Genomic DNA, 19,965 nt, shown 5'->3' on the forward strand with positions numbered 1-19,965 from the left:
GGTAACCTAAATTACACTATCCGTCAAGATTAATAACTCATATTTCTGAAAATTGTTACATCATTTCACTAAACGATACTCCAACTGAATTTCATGTAAAATTGGGATATTATCATATCCCATACGTGGAATTTCTTTCTTTATTTTTCGTGCCTCCTCTACCGCATTCACATATAAATTAGTCATTACAAAATTACGTTTTTGGTAAAATCGTAACGCATTCATATTATCATTTGTTGTAATAAGCCAAACCTGTCTGCACCGTTCTTCTTCTGCAACTTGTAATACACAATCCACAAGTTTCGTCCCTATTCCTTTTCTTTCTTCAAAGCTATCTAGCGATACAATTTCGCATATATTTCCGGTCACTTCATACGTTATAATTCCGATTATTCTGTCATCTGAGAGCGCAACAAATCCTGGCAACTCTTCTAACTGATGTTCCTTACCACGTGAAACCATCAATGAACTTCCCCAGTTCTCACACATGAACATCCGGATTGTTTCTTTCATCGCTGGCGTAATTTTTTGTATATGCAGCATTTCCTATTTCTCCCCTTTTATATCATTGTGATACAATATAAGTGTATCACATGTAACGGTATTTGGAGGATGAGGTAAAGTATGAAACGTTTTTTTGCAGCACTGTTTACTATACTAGGTGCAATAACTGCCCTTGGGATTTTCTTTACAAATAAAGTGATGTACTTAAAGAAAAAAACAGAGGAAGAAGTACTCGAAAGAGAAACGAAAAAACATTTTCGTATAGAGGATTTTGATGCTCTTCATAAAGAAGAAATTCATATCCCTTCACAATTCGGATACGACCTTCACGGATATTACATTCCTGCTGGTCATTCCACCAATAAGTTTATGGTTTTTTGCCACGGTGTAACTGTAAATAAAATAAACTCTGTAAAATATGCAAACTTATTCTTAAAAAGGGGATATAACGTCCTCATTTACGATCATCGTCGTCATGGTAAAACTGGCGGAAAAACAACAAGCTATGGATACTATGAAAAACATGATTTAAAATCCGTAGTTGACTGGCTAAAAAACCGTTTTGGCACCAATATTACACTTGGTATTCATGGTGAATCTATGGGAGCTGCAACACTTCTTCAATACGCAGGACTTGTAGAAGATGGTGCTGATTTCTATATTGCAGATTGTCCTTTCTCTGATTTTCAAGGACAATTACAGCACCGTTTAAAGGTTGAATTCCATTTACCAAAATGGCCTTTATTACCTTTAGCAAACGCATTTTTGAAAGTTCGTGACGGTTATACAATTCGTGAAGTTTCACCAATCGACTGTATAAAAAACATTAACAATCCCGTTCTCTTTATTCATAGTAAAGATGACGACTATATTTTAGCTGATATGACAAAAGCATTATATGAAGCGAAAGAAAATAATAAGCAGCTTTATATTGCAGAACACGGTGCACACGCTTGCTCTTATAACGAAAATAAAGAAGAGTACGAAGCAGCCGTCGATCAATTTTTAAACACATATGTGAAAGAAACAAAAAACAGGCTTGCATAAGCCTGTTTTTTATTGCGCTAAAACGTCTGTAACTTGTTCCATATTTTCAGAAATCCATTGCATTGCATCATCTAACGTTGGGAATTCTGTCGTTTGAAATGTTACTTCATCTTGAAGTAACCAAACATCCTTTGCCTCTTGCCCTACACCTGCAATGGACCAATGTAACAAACTATATGGATGATTATCATTCAAAAATGATGCCCACGTGCGCTCATTTGCAATGTTTCGTAATGTATGTAATTGTTTATCCATCTCTCGTCACCTTACTCTAGTCAGTTATGAAAACTATTATAACACTCTCTTCTTTCTCAAACAAAGTGCTCTTTTTATATTGTCAAGCACTTCCCTTGATTATATGATGAAATTAAGCGTTTGGGAAGGAGGGATAACGTTGGCAAAAGTACAAATTAAAGTAAATGATAATGGCTCTTTTCGCGTTACAGGGGACGTGGAATTAGTCGACTCACAAGGGAATGTATTCCCAGCAAAACCGGCATTTTCTTTATGCCGTTGTGGTTTATCAAAAAATATGCCTTATTGCGACGCTTCGCATAAAGGTAAATTCGAATCTGTTGTTAGAGCACCAGAGGCAGAATAATTTTACATGTGACATGCACATTTTTTTGTGCATGTTTTTTCTTTTTAGCAACTCCGTTATATCCCTTCTCCTTACAACATTTCTAATACTTTTATTTCCATTCCAGCCTGCATATATTTTCACACAATTCTTCACATTCGAATATTTTTTACTAGCCTTTTATTTTTTTTGTGCTATAATTTGAGCAAACAGCATCCTTCGGGGTCGGGTGAAATTCCCAACCGGCGGTGATGAAGTGAAAACTTCTAAGTCCGTGACCCGTTTTCAACTCGAAAACGGTGGATCTAGTGAAACTCTAGGGCCGACAGTATAGTCTGGATGGGAGAAGGATATGTTTCTAGTTTTTTATATAGTGAATACACTTTTATTTCAGTATGCATATTTTTAAAGATTCATTTTGATTCTTTATATATGTTTAATTTTCTATACTTATTTTTTATGCTGAAATAAAAAGAGACAACTAGCGTTTAAAAATTCGATATTTTGCTAGGTTTTTTCCTTATGCAGAAATATCAATTATCGTTAGGTTTCTTTCCTATGCTTTCGTATTCAAACTATATTTCTAGAAATCACGTCTCCCAAACCCCAAGGATATTAAATCCTTGGGGTTTTTTGATTTTTTTAGGAGAGGTGAAGAAAATGACAGATCAAGAATATATGAGGATTGCCCTGCAGTTAGCAGAAGGGACATCAGGACAAACAAGTCCAAATCCTATGGTTGGTGCTGTTGTTGTAAAAGATGGAAACATCGTTGGTATGGGGGCTCATTTACGAGCTGGTGAAGAACACGCAGAAGTTCATGCCCTTCAAATGGCTGGTCAGAACGCCAAAGACGCTACCGTTTATGTAACACTGGAACCGTGTAGCCACTTTGGAAAAACACCACCTTGTTGTGAATTGCTCATCGAAAAAGGAGTTAAGCGTGTTGTAATTGCTACTCTCGATTGTAATCCGCTCGTTTCTGGTAACGGAAAAAGAAGATTAGAGGAAGCTAGAATTGAAGTAACGACCGGTGTTCTTGAAGCAGAAGCAGTTTTATTAAATCGCTACTTTTTTCACTACATGAAAACGAAGCGCCCTTTTGTAACAATCAAAACAGCGATGAGCTTAGATGGAAAAACAGCAACTGTAACTGGTGAAAGTAAGTGGATTACAGGTGAAGAAGCACGTGCTGATGTTCACCAATATCGCCATACACATGATGCAATTCTTGTTGGAGTGAATACAGTTATAGCTGATAATCCTCATTTAACAACAAGAATTCCAAATGGTGGGAAACATCCTATTCGCGTTGTTTTAGATACCCATTTACGAACGCCACCATCTTCTCATGTTATAACAGATGGTTTAGCACCGACATGGATTATTGTCGGTAAGGATGTAAAGGAAGAGAAGATATCTTCTTATGAATCTAAAAATATAGCTATATTCCAAATGGAAACGAAACATATAGAAATCGAGGACCTTCTTTCCTTTCTTGGAGAGAAACAAATTCTTTCTCTATTCGTTGAAGGTGGCCAATCGATTCATGCAAGTTTCTTAAAAACAAACAATTTTAATGAAATTGTAACCTATATAAGTCCGAAATTAATTGGTGGGAAAGATGCTCCTACTTTATTTGGAGGAAATGGTTTTTCAAAATTACAAAATGCGCTTTCCTTGAAAATTCAAGAGATGAAACAAATTGGTGATGATATAAAAATCATTGCGAATGCCCGAAACGAGGTGACGAAATGTTTACAGGAATTGTAGAAGAATTAGGAACGATAGCAAACATGCAACAAAGCGGAGAAGCGATGAAATTAACGATTCATGCAAAAAAAATTTTATCAGATGTTCACTTAGGTGATAGTATCGCGGTTAACGGTATTTGCTTAACTGTAACAAGCTTTACAACTACTTCATTTACAGTTGATGCAATGCCTGAAACGATGCAGTCGACATCACTTCGCATGCTTAAACCGCACTCTAAAGTAAATTTAGAGCGCGCAATGGCTGCAAACGGACGATTCGGTGGACATTTCGTTTCAGGACATATTGATGGAATCGGAACGATTTTAAATAAAAAACAACATTACAATGCCGTCTATTACAAAATAGCAATTTCTGATGAACTACTGCGCTATTGTTTGCAGAAAGGGTCCATTGCTGTTGATGGAACGAGTTTAACGATATTTGATATAGACGAATCTTCCATAACGATTTCACTCATCCCGCACACAGTAAGCGAATCTGTCATTGGAGCAAAAAATGCCGGAGATATCGTAAACATTGAGTGTGACATGATTGGTAAATATATTGAACGCTTTATTACTAAACCTACAAAACGAGTAGGTTCAATGACCGAAAGCTTTTTACAAGAAAACGGATTTCTATAAGGGGGAAGCACAATGTTTCATCGTATTGAAGAAGCTCTAGAAGATTTAAAAAAAGGTAAAGTCGTTATCGTATGTGATGATGAAAACCGAGAAAATGAAGGCGATTTTATTGCTTTAGCAGAGTACATTACACCAGAAACAATTAATTTTATGATTACACATGGCCGTGGTCTCGTTTGTGTACCGATTACGGAAGGGTACGCAGAACGTCTACAATTAGAACCAATGGTATCTCATAATACAGATTCACATCATACTGCGTTTACAGTGAGCATTGACCATGTCTCTACAACAACAGGGATTAGCGCTCACGAACGTGCAACTACGATACAAGAATTGTTAAACCCCGCATCAAAAGGTGCTGATTTCAATCGACCTGGACATATCTTTCCATTAATTGCGAAAGAAGGCGGTGTCCTGCGTCGTGCAGGTCATACAGAAGCTGCTGTTGATTTAGCAAAGCTATGCGGTGCCGAACCAGCTGGAGTTATTTGCGAGATTATAAATGAGGACGGCACGATGGCACGTGTACCTGATTTAATAGAATGCGCAAAACAATTTGATATAAAAATGATTACAATAGAAGATTTAATTGCTTACCGCCGCCATCATGAAACACTTGTGACGAGAGAAGTGGAAATTACATTACCTACAGATTTCGGTACTTTCCACGCAATTGGCTATTCTAACTCATTAGATACGAAAGAACATATCGCACTTGTAAAAGGTGATATTTCAACAGGTGAACCGGTACTTGTACGTGTTCATTCTGAATGCTTAACAGGAGATGTATTCGGTTCACATCGCTGCGATTGCGGACCACAACTCCATGCAGCACTTGCTCAAATTGAGCGTGAAGGAAAAGGTGTTCTTCTTTATATGAGGCAAGAAGGAAGAGGCATTGGGCTTCTTAATAAGCTTCGTGCTTATAAATTACAAGAAGAAGGATTCGATACTGTAGAAGCAAATGAAAAACTCGGCTTCCCTGCTGATCTTCGTGATTACGGTATCGGTGCTCAAATATTAAAAGATTTAGGTTTACAGAGTTTACGATTATTAACGAATAACCCAAGAAAAATTGCTGGCTTACAAGGTTACGATTTAGAAGTAGTCGAGCGTGTACCGTTGCAAATGCCAGCAAAAGAAGAGAATAAATCGTATTTACAAACGAAAGTAAACAAATTAGGACACTTACTAAACTTATAAATTAAAGGAGAGATTTATTATGGTATTCGAAGGTCATTTAGTTGGTACAGGATTAAAAGTTGGAGTTGTTGTTGGACGTTTTAACGAATTTATTACAAGTAAGTTACTTGGCGGCGCTTTAGACGGATTAAAGCGTCACGGTGTAGAGGAAAATGATATTGATGTTGCTTGGGTTCCTGGTGCATTTGAAATTCCTTTAATCGCTAAAAAGATGGCTAGTAGCGGAAAGTATGATGCTGTTATTACATTAGGTACTGTAATCCGAGGTGCTACAACTCACTACGATTACGTTTGTAATGAAGTAGCAAAAGGTGTTGCGTCTTTATCACTACAAATGGACATCCCAGTTATTTTCGGCGTATTAACGACAGAAACAATTGAACAAGCGATTGAACGCGCAGGTACGAAAGCTGGTAATAAAGGATATGAATCAGCTGTTGCTGCAATTGAAATGGCTCACTTATCAAAACAATGGGCATAAAAAAAGAGGCTGCGGCCTCTTTTTATTTTTTCACCTTTTTTTGTACATCTTTTATTAATTCATTCATCGTTTTTCCTTCTGTTTTTATATGAAGAGCTTGTGCCGTTCTCCATACATTCTCTCTTTTTTTCGCTTCTTCTATAATAGTAATTTCTTTTCTAACTTCCTTTAAATCTTTTCCTTCCGTTTTCAATCCAAAATGTTCAGCTTTCGTTCGAAAGTGTTGTTCGATTCTTTGTTGCATTTCTTTTTGTTCAAGATTTTCAGCAGCCTTAACTGGATCAGAACTTATTGCTTTTATTAAAATTAAACAAGTCATAATCGCTAATATGTATTTGTACATGTAAAATCCTCCAACCCAATATAAATTACATATTTACTATGTACAACTAGGGCTTGGAAAATTCGTCCACAAAAATTCTTTTTTTCGCTTAAAAACCAATAATATCAAGCGTTCACAACTATTTATTACATTTTATTTACAAAAAAAGCAAACCCTTTTACAAGTTTGCTTTTTCATCTATCTTATAATGCACATTCTTCAATCTCAAATCCTAAATCTGCAATCATACCCCAGTCCGCAGTCGGCTCTTGTCCAGCTGTCGTTAAGTAGTCCCCGACAAAAATAGAATTTGCTGCAAATAAACCGATTGGCTGTACAGAACGTAAATTGATTTCACGTCCTCCTGAAATACGAATTTCTTTTGTCGGGTTTACAAAACGCATCATTGCCAGTACTTTTAAACATTCTACTGGAGTTAACTCTTTTTGTCCTTCAAGAGGTGTCCCCTTTACAGCAACAAGGAAATTACAAGGGATAGAATCTGCATCTATACGTTGTAATTCAAATGCAATTTCAGCACGCTCTTCAATTGTTTCTCCCATGCCAAAAATCGCTCCCGAGCATGGGGAAATGCCCGCTTGTTTTGCTTTTTGAACTGTATCAACACGATCATCATACGTATGAGTTGAACAAATACTATCGTAATTATTTGCATGTGTATTTAAGTTGTGGTTATAACGATGCACGCCTGCTTCCGCTAAACGTCCTGCTTGATCTTCATTTAAGAAACCTAAACAACAACAAATCTTCAAGTCTGTCGTTTCACGAATTTCCTTAACTGCTCCAATTACGTGATTTACCTCTTTATCCGTCGGACGACGACCAGACGCTACAATACAATATGTACCTGCTTTACGGCGTATTGCTTCATGTGCCCCTTCTACAATCTTCTCCTGCGTTAACCATGCATATTTATCAATCGGTGCTTCTGAAATAATAGACTGTGAGCAATATCCACAATCTTCAGGACATAATCCAGATTTCGTATTAATAATCATATTCAATTTTACTTTCTTACCAAAGTGATGATGGCGAATAATGTAAGCCGCATTCATAATTTCTAAAACTTCGGTATCATCAGCTTCTAATATCGCTATTGCATCTTCTTTCGTAATCATCTTCTCTTCCACTACGTCGTATGCAAGTTTTTTCCAATCCCTTTTTGTTTGTACTTGTTTCATTTCATCTCTTCCCCTCTTTTGTTATATGTATAAATAAAGCATGATACGTTGCCATTATCCCTTCATTTCCCGTGAAGTCTCTTTCGTATATGCGTAGCATCGCACGAAAGAGTGAGGGACTTTGACAATATGATCCTTCATTGCTATTAGTTGCTCCTACTTTTCGAATAGAATGCAGAAACTCCTTAACTTCTGTAAAACTCTCTATGTAACATGTTTCAGAAACATGCACATCCCCTGTTTCTATCTTACATATATGAAGCAACTGATCTTTTGAATAAAAACGTTGACCAATCGATGTTTCATTTTTTATATTTCTTTCTTCTTTCGCACGTTGGAACGAAGCATGCAATTCTTGAAACGTTTCATGTCCAAACGTTGAAAAGAGTAATATCCCATCTATAGACAAATGTTGAAATAAATTTCTTAACACTTGTTGTAAATTATTTAACCATTGAAATGTAGCATTTGAAATAATGACATCATATGATTCTTCTAATCGTAATCGCTCAATATCTTCACAGTGAAACGTTACATTTTTTACATTTTGTCTAGTTTGCGCAATCGCAATCATACTTTCAGCAAAATCAACTGCTGTAATATGTGCTTTCGGAAATAACTTTGATAATTGCTCTGTTACATACCCCGTCCCGCATCCCAGTTCTAAAATACGTATTGATGCCGTTTCACTATATCGTTCCTTTAAGATTGAAAGTAATGAATGTGCCATCTTTTTTTGTACATTTGCATATCGATCGTAAGATACGGCTGCCCCATTAAACCGTTTTTGTAGTAACGTTTTGTTGATCATGTCGTATCCCCTCTACAAATTGAATTATCTCATTTGCGCAATATTCAAAATTCGTCACACATAATGCATGCCCTGCTTCACTTACTACTTTCAGCTCGCTGCTGCTATTTTCCGTCATACTACGTGCCGCAGACAATGGGCATATTACATCCTGTTCTCCGTGAATAAGTAGTATAGGTACTTTAATTTCTTTTAGTTCTTCTCTCATATCTGTTTCTATTAAATAATCCAAACCTAGTTGTAAAGACTGAATAGAATCACCTTTAAAACGGTCTACAATGTCTTCAAAGTTTTTATTCTCTTTTAGCTCATCTTTCGTAAACATATTTTCATAAAACCGCTTGAGCGTATCTTCTTTCCTTCTCGCCAAATTCCTTTTCAGCCGTTCTACATGCAAAGCATTCCATCCGTTACTGTAATCGCTCGTATTTGTAAATTTAGCAGTACCACCAATTAATACGATGCCTTTTGCCTGAATCTTTTTATAAGCTTCAACTGCTGCTAACGCTCCTAGTGACCATCCAACCAATATTACGTTGTCATTATGCGCTACATCTATAATTCGTTCCGCAAATTCACTTCGTTCTTTCACATTACGCCAATCTATGCATTGAACAGAATATCCTTTAAAATACGGAAGTACTAAATCCCAAATATTCTCTTCCATTCCCCATCCGGGGATAAAAATAATCTTTAGCTCATTCATACGAAAAGCTCCTCTTCTTTCGCAATGTGGATAATTCGGTCAATAGCCCATTTTAAATCAGCTATTGTATGTTGCGATGTAACTGCAAAGCGAATTCGAGAACTATGAACCGGCACAGTTGGCGGACGAATTGCAATAGCCGCAATCCCTGCCTCTTGCAACCTTTTACTAAACCGTAAAGCATGTTCATTTGAACCGACTACAATCGGTACAATATGAGTTGAACTATTCCCAATATCAAAACCAGCATCCCTTAATTTAGTTCTGAAGTATTCTCCGTTTGCTATAAGGTTCTCTCTTCTTTCGTTATCTTCTTTTACAATTTCAATTGCTTTTTGCACCGCTCCTAACGTACTTGGTGGTAAAGCTGTAGTAAAAATAAAGCTTCTCATCATATTTTGTAAATACTCTATATAAATTTCATCACCTGTCAAATACGCACCATAACACCCTAAAGCCTTGCTAAACGTCCCCATATGTATATCAATTTTTTGAGCAAGATTTTTTTCTATATGAGATAACCCAGCTCCGCCGATTCCATATATTCCACTCGCATGTGCTTCATCGACTATAATGATTGCCCCGTATTTCTCTTTCAGCTGTACTAAATCTCTCAAATACGCAGTATCACCATCCATACTAAAAACGGTATCTGTTACGATTAATTTCCTTTTTTCAGGCGAAGCCATTTTCAACAACTTCTCTAAATGATCCAAATCATTATGACGATACCTTTTATGCTCTGCCCCGCTTAATATGATTCCATCAACAATACTTGCGTGATTTAACTTATCACTAAAAACAATATCGTGCCGAGAGGCTAAAGAAGATATGGCACCTATATTTGCCGTATACCCACTATTTACAATTAAAGCTCTTTCAGTACCTTTCCAGTCACATATGCTTCTCTCAACCTCTTCATATAATGGATGATTTCCTACAACGAGACGAGAGGCAGTCGCTCCAGTTCCATATCTTTTTGTACAGGCAATAGCAGCTTCTTTTAACCTTTCATCTCCAGCTAACCCTAAATAATTATTTGACGCTAAATTTAACATCCTTTTTTTATCTCGAATAAGCCAAGTCTCTTCTGCCTTCTCTGTTACATGCAAATCACGATACTGCCCTTGCTCATGTAATTGTTGTAATTTAGATTGAAGGTGCGCCCGCCACGTTTGATTCATTTTGGATAAACTCCTCTAATTTTGAAATCATAATATGTTCTTTTGCAGATTCTAATACTTCTTCTTTCGTAAACTCACCTGCAAAGAATGGCAATAATCCTAAAACTGGTACCCCGCTCAGCTCTTCAATCATCTCTTTATTTTCTTGCACTCTTTCCATTTCACATTCTTTGCAACCTGATAAAATGACACCCGCTACGGTTAAACCATGCGCCTTTGCGTAAGCAATCGTTAACACTGTATGATTTACTGTTCCTAATGTAGGACGAGCTACTACAATAAGAGGCAACTGTAATTCTTTTGCAAAATCAATTACTAAAGCATCTTCTGTATATGGGACAGCAAGCCCACCTGCTCCTTCTACAAATAAGCTATTAAACTCTTTTAATAGTTCATTATAGTAATCAGTAATTTCTTTTAACTTTACTACTCTTCCAGCTCTTTTCATGGCAAGTCTCGGAGCAAGTGGTTCTTCAATAGAATAAGGGCAAATTTCATTTTCTGGTGTCGGTACACCTGATAATGCTTTTAACCTTGCCGCATCTCCCTCAGGGTTTGATGCAACATGCCCACTTTGCAACGGTTTATACACCCCTACGTTATATCCTAATTCTCTAAATACACCTGCTATAGCACCTGCAACTACTGTTTTTCCAACTTCAGTATCAGTTGCTGTTATGAAAAAACCACTCATTATTCTCCCTCCGTAACATCCGAGATTGCCTTATATAAAATGCGTAACATATCATCAATCTCTTCAAAAGTAGAAGCAAGTGGCGGCATAAATACAATCGTGTTACCTAGCGGTCGTAAAATCATACCCAGCTCTCTTGAGCGTTTACATACTTGAACACCGACTCTCTCTGTCCAGTCAAACGCTTCTTTCGTTTCCTTATTCTTCACAAGCTCAATACCAACCATTAATCCGCACTGACGAATATCACCTACATGTTTATAAGCAAAGAGCTTTTCTAATTGCGCTGCCACATAATCCGTTTTACGTGCCACTTCTTCTATTAAATTTGTTTTTTCATATAGTTCTAGATTCGCGATTGCTACGGCACACCCTAACGGATTGCCTGTGTAGCTATGTCCATGGAAAAATGTTTTTTGTTCTTCATATTCTCCTAAGAAGGCATTATATATTTCATCTGTCGTTACCGTAACTGCAATTGGTAAATATCCACCTGTTAAACCTTTCCCAGCAGTTAAAATGTCTGGCGTCACATTTTCATGTTCACAAGCAAACATTTTCCCTGTACGCCCAAATCCAGTTGCTACCTCATCTGTAATAAATAATACATTGTACTTAGTACATAAATCGCGCAGTCCTTTTAAATATCCTTTTGGCATTGTAATCATCCCGCCAGCACCTTGCATTAATGGCTCTACAATGATGGCAGCTACTTCTTCATGCTTTTCTTTCAACAATTCTTCCATTTCTTCTAAATGGCTTTTTACAATTTCCTCCTTATTATTTCCGTAAGGAGAACGATATGTATATGGATACGGCATTTTAATCGCATCAAATAAGAGCGAACTATACACTTGGTGAAACAAGTCTATTGCTCCTACCGAAACAGCTCCAATTGTATCACCGTGATATGCTTCTTTTAATGTAACGAATCTTTGTTTCTTTGGTTTCCCTTTATGCTGCCAATATTGGAAAGCCATCTTAATTGCAATTTCAACAGCGGTAGAACCTGAATCAGAATAGAATACCTTCTTCAATCCATCTGGTACAACCTCAATAATTTTTTCTGCTAATAAAATAGATGGAACGTTAGCAAGTCCTAACATAGTAGAATGAGCAATTTTATTTAATTGCTCACGAATTGCTTCATCTAATTCCGGCACTTGATGTCCGTGAACATTTAACCATATAGATGAAACACCATCCCAATATTCATTACCATTTACATCGTATAGTTTTCTTCCCTCTCCACGTTCAATAATGACAGGATCTTCTTCTAAATAATCTTTCATTTGTGTAAATGGGTGCCATACGTAAGCTTTATTTTTCTCTGCTAATTCTTCATATGTATAAGATGATTTTTCAATCGTTCTACTATTTATTGTCACAATTGTCACCCCTAATGTTAACTTGTTTATAAATATAGTTAACATTAAATCCGAATGACTGTCAATTATTTTAAAATCAAATAGTTCTTAAAAAAGAACAACTTATCCTACGATAAGTTGTTCTACTTTCCATGCTGTATCTTTCCAATTTCTAAAATAATTTCTTCATCTTTTTTCCCCTCTGTATCAATTCCAAGTTGCTTAGCGTGCTCAATTAATAAATCATGACGCTTCTCAAATCTAGCGGTATTTACTTCTTTCGTAACCTCTTCTTTTGTTTTCCCCTCAGTAGAAACTCCTAGTTTTTCTGCTGCTTTTTCCATTGATTTCTTCTCTTCTATTTCTTTTACTTTCTTCACTTCTGACTGTTGTATTTGCTTTTGTTTCAACTGCTCTGATTCAGCCGCAAAAACTGTGTAAATTCCAGCACTTCCTCCAATAACTAATAAAGTGGTAAAAAGAATTATTTTTTTCTTCACTCTTTCCTCCCCCTTTCAAATTCATTATAACGTACATTTTTACAGCGTTAAAAACAATTATCCTTTATTTCCCTAAAAAAACATTTAATATTTTTATTGACATGTAAGATGAAAATATGATAAAAATTTAACTAACATCATATGAATCGGCGTTGATAGGATTTAGTAGTATTTCGATTTCTGATTTCAGAGAGCTGGTGGTCGGTGCGAACCAGTACAGAGCGAATTATGAATTACCCCCTGGAGCTTCTTTTACGAAACGTGAGGAGTAGTGAAAGACGGTTATAGACCGTTATGTCTAAAGAGTGGTGAAACGACACTGTTTCACAATTTAGGGTGGTACCGCGAATTTTTCGTCCCTGCATATATTGCAGGGGCGTTTTTTATTTTATAAGCGCATATCATATGACCCTTTATTTTGTGACGCATTCATTTCACAAGCTAGGGTGGTACCGCGATTTCTTCGTCCCTGCATAATTATATGCAGGGACGTTTTTTTATCCAATCATTTCCGTATCATATAGAAGGACTAACAATTACCGGTAATTTGTCACAAAATTCTAAATTTTAGAAGGAAATATACAATATTGGCGAATTTTATATAAAAAAGAGCTATTTCACATTACTTAGGAGGGGAAAACAATGGTTTCAAAAATTGAGTCTGTTCTTTTAACAATTTTTATCTTTTTCTGTATTGGTTTTAGTGTTATTCAATTAGAAGTTTCACCACACATCCCAATTTTATTTGGTATCGTTCTTTTATTAGCATTTGGATTCTTGAAGAAAATCTCTTGGTCTACTATGGAGAAAGGGATGATTAGTAGTATTTCAGCTGGCATTCCATCTATATTTATTTTCTTACTTGTAGGCGTATTAATTAGCGTTTGGATCGCAGCTGGAACTATTCCCACTTTAATGGTATACGGCTTCCAACTTGTATCTCCAAAAATTTTCGTTCCAACTGTTTTTGTTGTTTGTGCAATTGTTGGAACGAGTATCGGTAGTGCATTTACAACTGCTGCAACTGTAGGACTTGCCTTTATGGGAATGGGTACTGCCCTTGGATACGATCCAGCTCTTATTGCTGGTGCAATTATTTCTGGTGCATTCTTCGGAGATAAAATGTCTCCTTTATCTGATACAACAAACTTAGCGCCTGCTGTAACAGGTGTAGATTTATTTGAACATATTCGTAACATGCTTTGGACAACAGTGCCAGCTTTCATTATTGCTTTTATCGCATTTTTCATTTTAGGAAGCGGATCTGGTGGAAACGTTGATTTCTCAGCATTTATTAACACACTAGAAAAAAATGCAACGATTTCTATCGTTACACTGATTCCTATTTTATTACTGTTCCTATTCGCATTTAAAAAGGTACCCGCAGTTCCAACATTACTTACAGGAATTGTGGTAGGGATTATTATTCTCTTTATTTTTAAACCTAGCACTTCTTTAGCTGATTTAATAAAAATTATGCAAGACGGTTACGTTTCTAAAACTGGTATCAAAGACATTGACAGCTTATTATCTCGCGGTGGCCTGCAAAGTATGATGATGTCAATTGCTCTTATTTTCCTAGCTCTTTGTATGGGAGGATTATTACAAGGAATGGGTATTATAGCGCAGCTGATGAATATTATCTCTAGCTTCGTAAAAACTAGTACACGCTTAATTATTTCTACTGCTTCAACTGCAATTGGTGTAAACTTCTTACTTGGTGAGCAGTACTTATCCATCGTTTTAACAGGACAAGCATTTGCTAATAAATACGATGAAGTCGGTTTAGAACGTCGTAATTTATCACGAGTATTAGAAGATGCTGGTACAGTAATTAATCCACTCGTACCATGGGGTGTAAGTGGCGTATTCTTAACAAACGTTCTTAGCGTTCCAACATTCGATTACCTGCCATACGCAATCTTCTGTTTAGCATGTCCAGTCGTAACCATTATTGTCGGCTTTACTGGATTCGGTCTTTCATGGAAAAAAGAAAAAGCAGTACCAGTTTCATAATATAACAAAAAGGATTACCAAATCGGTAATCCTTTTTATATTTCTTGACTATCTATTCGCTTTCTTTCTTCTAAATAACAGAAGTAATCCCGCTCCAATAAACGCAAGACCAGCTCCAATTGTAGAAGCAATACTTGCACCTGTTTTCGGTAAATCACGTTCATCTTTTTCAGCTTCTTTATTTTCACTTACAGTTGTTGTTTCTTTTGTATTTTGATCATCTGTTGTAGTTTGTCCAGATCCAGTATTGTTTCCATCTTGCTTTGGTTCATTACCATTATTACCTTCTTCTGTTGGCGGTGTTGTTGGGTTTTCTCCATCACCTTTTGGTGGTGTCGTCGGATTTTCTCCACCACCTGTTGGCGGTGTTGTTGGGTTTCCTTCACCAGTTTCTTTATCATCATTTTTCTTCGTTATATCAATTGCATATTTCGCAAATTCATTTTCAGATGGTCCAACATATGAAATCTTTCCATCTTTCTTTATATACTTTTGTGCATTTGGTGAAGAATCAAATGTTGTATTTAATTTATCTGCAACAATCGGTTTAAATGTCCAATTTTGATCAGCTGCTGGATCAATATCTTTTATTTTTTGCATATACTTCACAATGATTTGACGTGTTTCATCTTGTGATTGGTATACAACTTCCCCTTTACTTACACCTGGGAACGTCTGGCTACTTCCACGATAGTTATTTGTAGCAACGATGAACTCTTGATTGTCAGCTACTGGCTTACCTTCATATGTCATATTTACAATACGATTCGCATTTGCATTTACAACTTTTCCATCTTTATCGTATTTCGCCGGTTGTGTTACATCAATTTCGTATTTTAAGCCATCTAAAATATCGAAGTTATATGTAGGATAGCCTATATTTACTAATGGCTGTTCTTCTGTTTTCTTTGGATCAATTGTATTAAACTGACCTGCAGACATTTCAAGCCATTCTTTCACTTGTGCCCCATTTACTTTTACAGCATATAACGTATTTGGATACACGTATAAATCTGCAACGTTTTTAATTGCTAACGTTCCAGCTGGAATATCCGTATAATATGTAGCACCGTTTCGGCCACCTGCTTTAAATGGTGCGCCTGCAGATAAAACCGGAATATCTTTAATCTTTTCGTACTCTGGTTTTTTAAGTTCTTGTTCTACATACCATTTTTGCGCATTTGTCACAATTTGTACGGAAGGATCATCTTGTACTAATGAAAAATAACTATTAATTGGTGCTTTCGTTTCACCTACAGGTGTATTTACATAGTCGATTGTCGCTTGATGCTCATCTTTAATTTCATTAACTAATTTTTGATCAGATTCTACTAATGGGGTACCTTTACTATTAGCAATCGGGCGAAGTTGTGGCTTAGATTGATCTTTTTGTACTTCCCATTTTCCGTTTACCTTTTTCAATTGCATATCAATAATACCTAAGTTACTACCAAAAACACCAGGCATTACAACTGGAACACCATTAAATACATCCTTCACTTCAGTATGTGAATGTCCCATTAATACTGCATCTACGCCAGGAACTTGTGTTGCTAAATGATATGATGCATTTTCCATTCCTTCGTTGTATCCACTCTTATCAACACCTGAATGCGCTAGTGCAACGACAATATCTGCATGTTCCTCATTTTTCAGTTTCGGTACTAATTTATTCGCTGTTTTGACAATATCTTTCGCTTTTACTTTTCCTTCTAAATTTGCCTTATCCCAGTTCATAACTTGAGGTGGGACAAATCCTATTACACCAATTTTTACTATTTGTTTTTGGCCTGCTTCATCCACTACTTCTTTCTTTAAAATATGATATGGTTTAAAATAATTTTCATCGTTCTCTTCCTTATCATCATGGTCATCTTTATATACATTCGAGTTAATAACCGGGAAATCCGTTTTTTCAATCACTTTGTTTAAATAATCTAAGCCGTAGTTAAATTCATGATTCCCAAGAGAGATGACGTCATACTTCATTAAATTCATTACACGATATAATGGATGTGTATAACTAGGATCCACACGATTCTTCGGATCTTTTATTTTATTCGCTACGTAATCCCCAAGCGGTGTCCCTTGTAATGCATCCCCATCATCAAATAGGACAGAGTTTTTCACTTCTTCACGTGCTTTATTAACGAGTGTTGCCGTTTGTACAAGACCTACTTTATTATCTGTTTTCGTTTGATAATAATCGTAATTCATTAAGTTAACGTGAATATCTGATGTTTCTAGAATTCGTAAGTTAACTGTACTCTCCCCAGTGTTCTCATCTGCATGAGCTGTTGCTGGCATTACTTGCGGTGCCATTACACCAATCGCAAGAGTTGCTCCAGCTAGCATTTTTTTTGACTTTTTCACAAAAAATCCCCCTTATACAATTACCAGAAATAATGAAATGAATCCCTATCTGTCTCTAACCACATACCTTTTTTCTTCTATTAGAGACACAATTTTCATTTCACCCTGCGCTAACGAGTAGTCCCCTTAAACGCCCGATTGATGAAGACTATTAATTAAAAGGAAATAAAGCTCCCACTAGTTAAAGTTTCACCTTATCTGACATTATCATATATAAAGTTCTTTCCTATCGTCAATATTTTTTGACAAACTTCAACAAATTTTCTGTAAAGTTATTATAAACTTTTCATAAACATATAATATGCCCTTACATTGCTAATACTGCTGAATATGATACAATTACCAATTACAAGGAGGATGAATTTATGAAAAAAGTCATCTTAACAATTGTTTGTCTCCTCCTTCTGATCATTTCTTATTCTTATTTTGAAAAGAACGACGAGACAAAACAAAATGAATGTGAAGAAAAAACAGAAAAAACATCTGCCCCAAATTGGATTGATAAGCAAACAAACGAATCTTTTTATCATCTTGTATTAGGTGATTCACTCGCTAAAGGATACGGATCGACACAAGGTGGATTTGCTGAATTAGCTTCTAAGCAAATAGAAGCACAAATTCATAAACCAATTACAGTAGAAAACCTTGGGGTAAACGGTCTTACAACAGATCGTCTCGCTAAAAAAGTTCAATCAGAAGATGTAAAGGAAAAAATTAGAGCAGCAAATATCATTACAATTAATATTGGGGGAAATAATTTATTTCGCTTAAATCGTGATGTCGGTGTTATAGACGGTATTAAAATGTTAAATAAAGAAAAAGCTCATTTTGAAGCGGATGTAAAAAATATTGTAAAGACAGTCCGAGATCAAAATCCGGATGCTTTACTCATTCTTTCTGAACTCTATAACCCGTTACAACTCGATGACTCCATCGCAAGTTATGCAGATATGTTTTTAGACGGCTGGAATGAATCCGTTTATTCCATTGCAAAAGTGAATCAACCATCTATCGTTTTGCCAATTCGTAAATTAATATCGAATGATAAAAAAGAATTGCTCTTTGACCAAGTACACCCAAATGATAAAGGCTATACGATTATTGCCGATTCATTTACAAAAAAAGTGTTGGCCTACAAATATTAAAATTCCCATGAAACAATTCTATTTTTATAACATGTCTTTTTTGTTACAATGATAGTGGAAGGGGGCCTTTATATGGAATCACGCGAGTGGGAACGTATTGTTGATCATCTTCTTTCGCTAGTGCCTCTTTTTTATCGCAAATTTATGCTTCCTGGAGAATTTTCTTCTCAAAGACATATGCCGCCATCACATACACAAGTATTACTGCTTTTGCATGAAAACGGCACATTAGCAGTTTCCGAAATCGGCAAGCGGCTAGCGATTTCACGGCCTAACATGACACCTCTATTAAACAAACTTATTCAAGAAGAACTAATAGAGCGTCATTATAGCGAAAAAGATCGACGGGTCATTTTAATTTCCCTAACAGCTGAAGGGAAATTATTAGTAAATCAGTATCAGCAATTCATTTTAGACAAACTAAAAGAAAATTTCCAAACATTATCTGAGGAAGAGCGCGAAAAGCTCATTCATTCTCTTCAAACCATTCAAAATTTAATTTTGAAAACAAACGTATAAAGCTGCTTCTAAATAGAAGCAGCTTTATGATTCGTAATAGTTACCATAGTACACATTGGAATATGGCCATGTTGTTAAATATGGTTTTTTTTCCTGTGTAGGCTGTTGTTGTGGTAATTGTGGTATTTGTGATAATTGCTGTAATTGTTGTTGCCGATATAATTCGTATTGTCTACTCGTATCATAAACCGGATAATAATTTACATATGGATATACTTGAGGTACGTAATAATAATACATTATCCTCTCCTCCTTTTTCTTAAACATATTCAAAGGAGAAAATGGATGTGACATTGTTTATAATTGTACAAGTGGTTCTCTCACTCGTTTCTTCCTTTTCTTCAAGCGTAACTTACGGTTCTTTTCGTATAAATAATGCACAACGAAATACGAAATGAGACCAAACACAACTCCTAAAATCGTCATTCCAATTAATACATACACTTCACTTTGTAATAAGCTCTTTAATATCGTAAAAATGTGACTTGAAAACAAGTCCGATATCGTAAATGGTTCATGATGAATTTTCTGTACATGAAATGGATAAATCATTTTTCCTAGCGCATACGCAAGCGGAAATAAAAATACTGGGAGAAACGATATTTTCCCAATAATATTGCCAATAACTGCCGCAGGAAAAGATCCCTTTGCTAACCTGACGATTGGATAAAATATTACATATACGAGCGATGCCGTATAAATGACTAACATTTCTAAGCCGAATCCTATAGCAAACCCTAACGATACTTTCTTTGCGCCTTCTGGCGATCGAAGCAACTTATAATATTGAAACTTTAATATTCTCCACATCCGCTGAAAAAACGAATATGTTTTCTTAGTTGTTTTCACCCTCATCATCTCTTTAACTATATTTTTATATGTAGTATGTCCTTACACACTCTGAAAAAC

General features: G+C 36.0%; 22 protein-coding genes, 1 riboswitch and 1 other annotated feature. Of the genes, 9 read left to right on the plus strand and 13 right to left on the minus strand.

Annotated features, from left to right (window positions below):
* Positions 1-60 precede the first annotated feature (60 nt).
* Positions 61-543: a GNAT family N-acetyltransferase gene (locus ACUL40_RS12735; protein WP_000902429.1), complete on the minus strand. Its 483-nt coding sequence runs from the start codon at positions 541-543 to the stop codon at positions 61-63.
* An 81-nt stretch (positions 544-624) separates the two neighbouring features.
* Between ACUL40_RS12735 and ACUL40_RS12740 the strand changes: the two genes are divergently transcribed.
* Positions 625-1,551: an alpha/beta hydrolase gene (locus ACUL40_RS12740; RefSeq protein WP_000819235.1), complete on the plus strand. Its 927-nt coding sequence runs from the start codon at positions 625-627 to the stop codon at positions 1,549-1,551.
* A gap of 9 nt (positions 1,552-1,560) precedes the next feature.
* Here the strand turns inward: ACUL40_RS12740 and ACUL40_RS12745 are convergent, their stop codons facing one another.
* Positions 1,561-1,806: a DUF2552 family protein gene (locus ACUL40_RS12745; protein ID WP_000360793.1), complete on the minus strand. Its 246-nt coding sequence runs from the start codon at positions 1,804-1,806 to the stop codon at positions 1,561-1,563.
* A 139-nt stretch (positions 1,807-1,945) separates the two neighbouring features.
* On the opposite strand from ACUL40_RS12745, the gene ACUL40_RS12750 reads away from it, so the two are divergent.
* From ACUL40_RS12750 to ribH, 5 genes are all read left to right on the plus strand, one after another.
* Positions 1,946-2,152: a CDGSH iron-sulfur domain-containing protein gene (locus ACUL40_RS12750; RefSeq protein WP_001151582.1), complete on the plus strand. Its 207-nt coding sequence runs from the start codon at positions 1,946-1,948 to the stop codon at positions 2,150-2,152.
* A gap of 190 nt (positions 2,153-2,342) precedes the next feature.
* A riboswitch (FMN riboswitch) is annotated at positions 2,343-2,486 on the plus strand.
* Positions 2,487-2,791: 305 nt separating this feature from the next.
* Positions 2,792-3,904, plus strand: a complete 1,113-nt coding sequence (gene ribD, locus ACUL40_RS12755; protein WP_445422654.1) for a bifunctional diaminohydroxyphosphoribosylaminopyrimidine deaminase/5-amino-6-(5-phosphoribosylamino)uracil reductase RibD — start codon at positions 2,792-2,794, stop codon at positions 3,902-3,904.
* Positions 3,886-4,530: a riboflavin synthase subunit alpha gene (gene ribE / locus ACUL40_RS12760; RefSeq protein WP_000493908.1), complete on the plus strand. Its 645-nt coding sequence runs from the start codon at positions 3,886-3,888 to the stop codon at positions 4,528-4,530. Before ribD ends, ribE begins: the two co-directional genes overlap by 19 nt.
* A gap of 12 nt (positions 4,531-4,542) precedes the next feature.
* Positions 4,543-5,736, plus strand: a complete 1,194-nt coding sequence (ribBA, locus tag ACUL40_RS12765) for a bifunctional 3,4-dihydroxy-2-butanone 4-phosphate synthase/GTP cyclohydrolase II (protein WP_000468976.1) — start codon at positions 4,543-4,545, stop codon at positions 5,734-5,736.
* 19 nt (positions 5,737-5,755) lie between these two features.
* Positions 5,756-6,217 (plus strand): 6,7-dimethyl-8-ribityllumazine synthase, encoded by a 462-nt coding sequence (ribH, locus tag ACUL40_RS12770; protein ID WP_000230895.1) that lies wholly within the window; start codon positions 5,756-5,758, stop codon positions 6,215-6,217.
* A 22-nt stretch (positions 6,218-6,239) separates the two neighbouring features.
* Here the strand turns inward: ribH and ACUL40_RS12775 are convergent, their stop codons facing one another.
* From ACUL40_RS12775 to ACUL40_RS12810, 8 genes are all read right to left on the minus strand, one after another.
* The gene (locus ACUL40_RS12775) at positions 6,240-6,560 is read right to left on the minus strand and encodes a hypothetical protein (RefSeq protein ID WP_063220776.1); all 321 of its coding nucleotides are present in this window, start codon (positions 6,558-6,560) and stop codon (positions 6,240-6,242) included.
* A gap of 182 nt (positions 6,561-6,742) precedes the next feature.
* Complete coding sequence (gene bioB / locus ACUL40_RS12780; RefSeq protein WP_000815856.1) at positions 6,743-7,741, minus strand: biotin synthase; 999 nt, start codon at positions 7,739-7,741, stop codon at positions 6,743-6,745.
* Position 7,742: 1 nt separating this feature from the next.
* Positions 7,743-8,552, minus strand: coding sequence for a malonyl-ACP O-methyltransferase BioC (bioC, locus tag ACUL40_RS12785; protein WP_000608911.1), 810 nt, complete (start codon positions 8,550-8,552; stop codon positions 7,743-7,745).
* A complete protein-coding gene (locus tag ACUL40_RS12790) occupies positions 8,518-9,258 on the minus strand; it encodes an alpha/beta fold hydrolase (RefSeq protein ID WP_001004172.1) in 741 nt (246 codons plus the stop codon). The genes bioC and ACUL40_RS12790 overlap by 35 nt, the downstream gene beginning before the upstream one ends.
* The gene (gene bioF, locus ACUL40_RS12795; protein ID WP_063220775.1) at positions 9,255-10,442 is read right to left on the minus strand and encodes an 8-amino-7-oxononanoate synthase; all 1,188 of its coding nucleotides are present in this window, start codon (positions 10,440-10,442) and stop codon (positions 9,255-9,257) included. The genes ACUL40_RS12790 and bioF overlap by 4 nt, the downstream gene beginning before the upstream one ends.
* Entirely contained in the window at positions 10,408-11,136 is a 729-nt protein-coding gene (bioD, locus tag ACUL40_RS12800; protein ID WP_000012470.1) for a dethiobiotin synthase, read from the minus strand. Before bioD ends, bioF begins: the two co-directional genes overlap by 35 nt.
* Positions 11,136-12,569, minus strand: coding sequence for an adenosylmethionine--8-amino-7-oxononanoate transaminase (gene bioA / locus ACUL40_RS12805; protein WP_002198144.1), 1,434 nt, complete (start codon positions 12,567-12,569; stop codon positions 11,136-11,138). The genes bioD and bioA overlap by 1 nt, the downstream gene beginning before the upstream one ends.
* A 77-nt stretch (positions 12,570-12,646) precedes the next feature.
* A complete protein-coding gene (locus ACUL40_RS12810) occupies positions 12,647-13,003 on the minus strand; it encodes a hypothetical protein (RefSeq protein ID WP_000726905.1) in 357 nt (118 codons plus the stop codon).
* Positions 13,004-13,146: 143 nt separating this feature from the next.
* Positions 13,147-13,367 (plus strand) — a binding site (T-box leader).
* 278 nt (positions 13,368-13,645) lie between these two features.
* Between ACUL40_RS12810 and nhaC the strand changes: the two genes are divergently transcribed.
* Positions 13,646-15,019, plus strand: a complete 1,374-nt coding sequence (gene nhaC / locus ACUL40_RS12815) for a Na+/H+ antiporter NhaC (protein ID WP_445422655.1) — start codon at positions 13,646-13,648, stop codon at positions 15,017-15,019.
* Positions 15,020-15,067: 48 nt separating this feature from the next.
* On the opposite strand, the gene cpdB is transcribed toward nhaC, so the two are convergent.
* Positions 15,068-17,392: a bifunctional 2',3'-cyclic-nucleotide 2'-phosphodiesterase/3'-nucleotidase gene (cpdB, locus tag ACUL40_RS12820; RefSeq protein WP_063220774.1), complete on the minus strand. Its 2,325-nt coding sequence runs from the start codon at positions 17,390-17,392 to the stop codon at positions 15,068-15,070.
* 365 nt (positions 17,393-17,757) lie between these two features.
* Between cpdB and ACUL40_RS12825 the strand changes: the two genes are divergently transcribed.
* Both ACUL40_RS12825 and ACUL40_RS12830 read left to right on the plus strand, forming a co-directional pair.
* Entirely contained in the window at positions 17,758-18,537 is a 780-nt protein-coding gene (locus ACUL40_RS12825) for a GDSL-type esterase/lipase family protein (RefSeq protein WP_445422656.1), read from the plus strand.
* 72 nt (positions 18,538-18,609) lie between these two features.
* The gene (locus tag ACUL40_RS12830) at positions 18,610-19,056 is read left to right on the plus strand and encodes a MarR family winged helix-turn-helix transcriptional regulator (RefSeq protein WP_000445819.1); all 447 of its coding nucleotides are present in this window, start codon (positions 18,610-18,612) and stop codon (positions 19,054-19,056) included.
* Between the two features lie 24 nt (positions 19,057-19,080).
* Here ACUL40_RS12830 and ACUL40_RS12835 read toward each other — a convergent pair whose 3' ends face one another.
* Together ACUL40_RS12835 and ACUL40_RS12840 are read right to left on the minus strand one after the other, a co-directional pair.
* A complete protein-coding gene (locus ACUL40_RS12835) occupies positions 19,081-19,296 on the minus strand; it encodes a hypothetical protein (RefSeq protein WP_000291956.1) in 216 nt (71 codons plus the stop codon).
* A 57-nt stretch (positions 19,297-19,353) separates the two neighbouring features.
* Entirely contained in the window at positions 19,354-19,914 is a 561-nt protein-coding gene (locus ACUL40_RS12840) for a DUF2062 domain-containing protein (protein ID WP_002005691.1), read from the minus strand.
* Positions 19,915-19,965: the final 51 nt, after the last annotated feature.

It is taken from the genome of Bacillus sp. KNSH39, assembly GCF_052656585.1.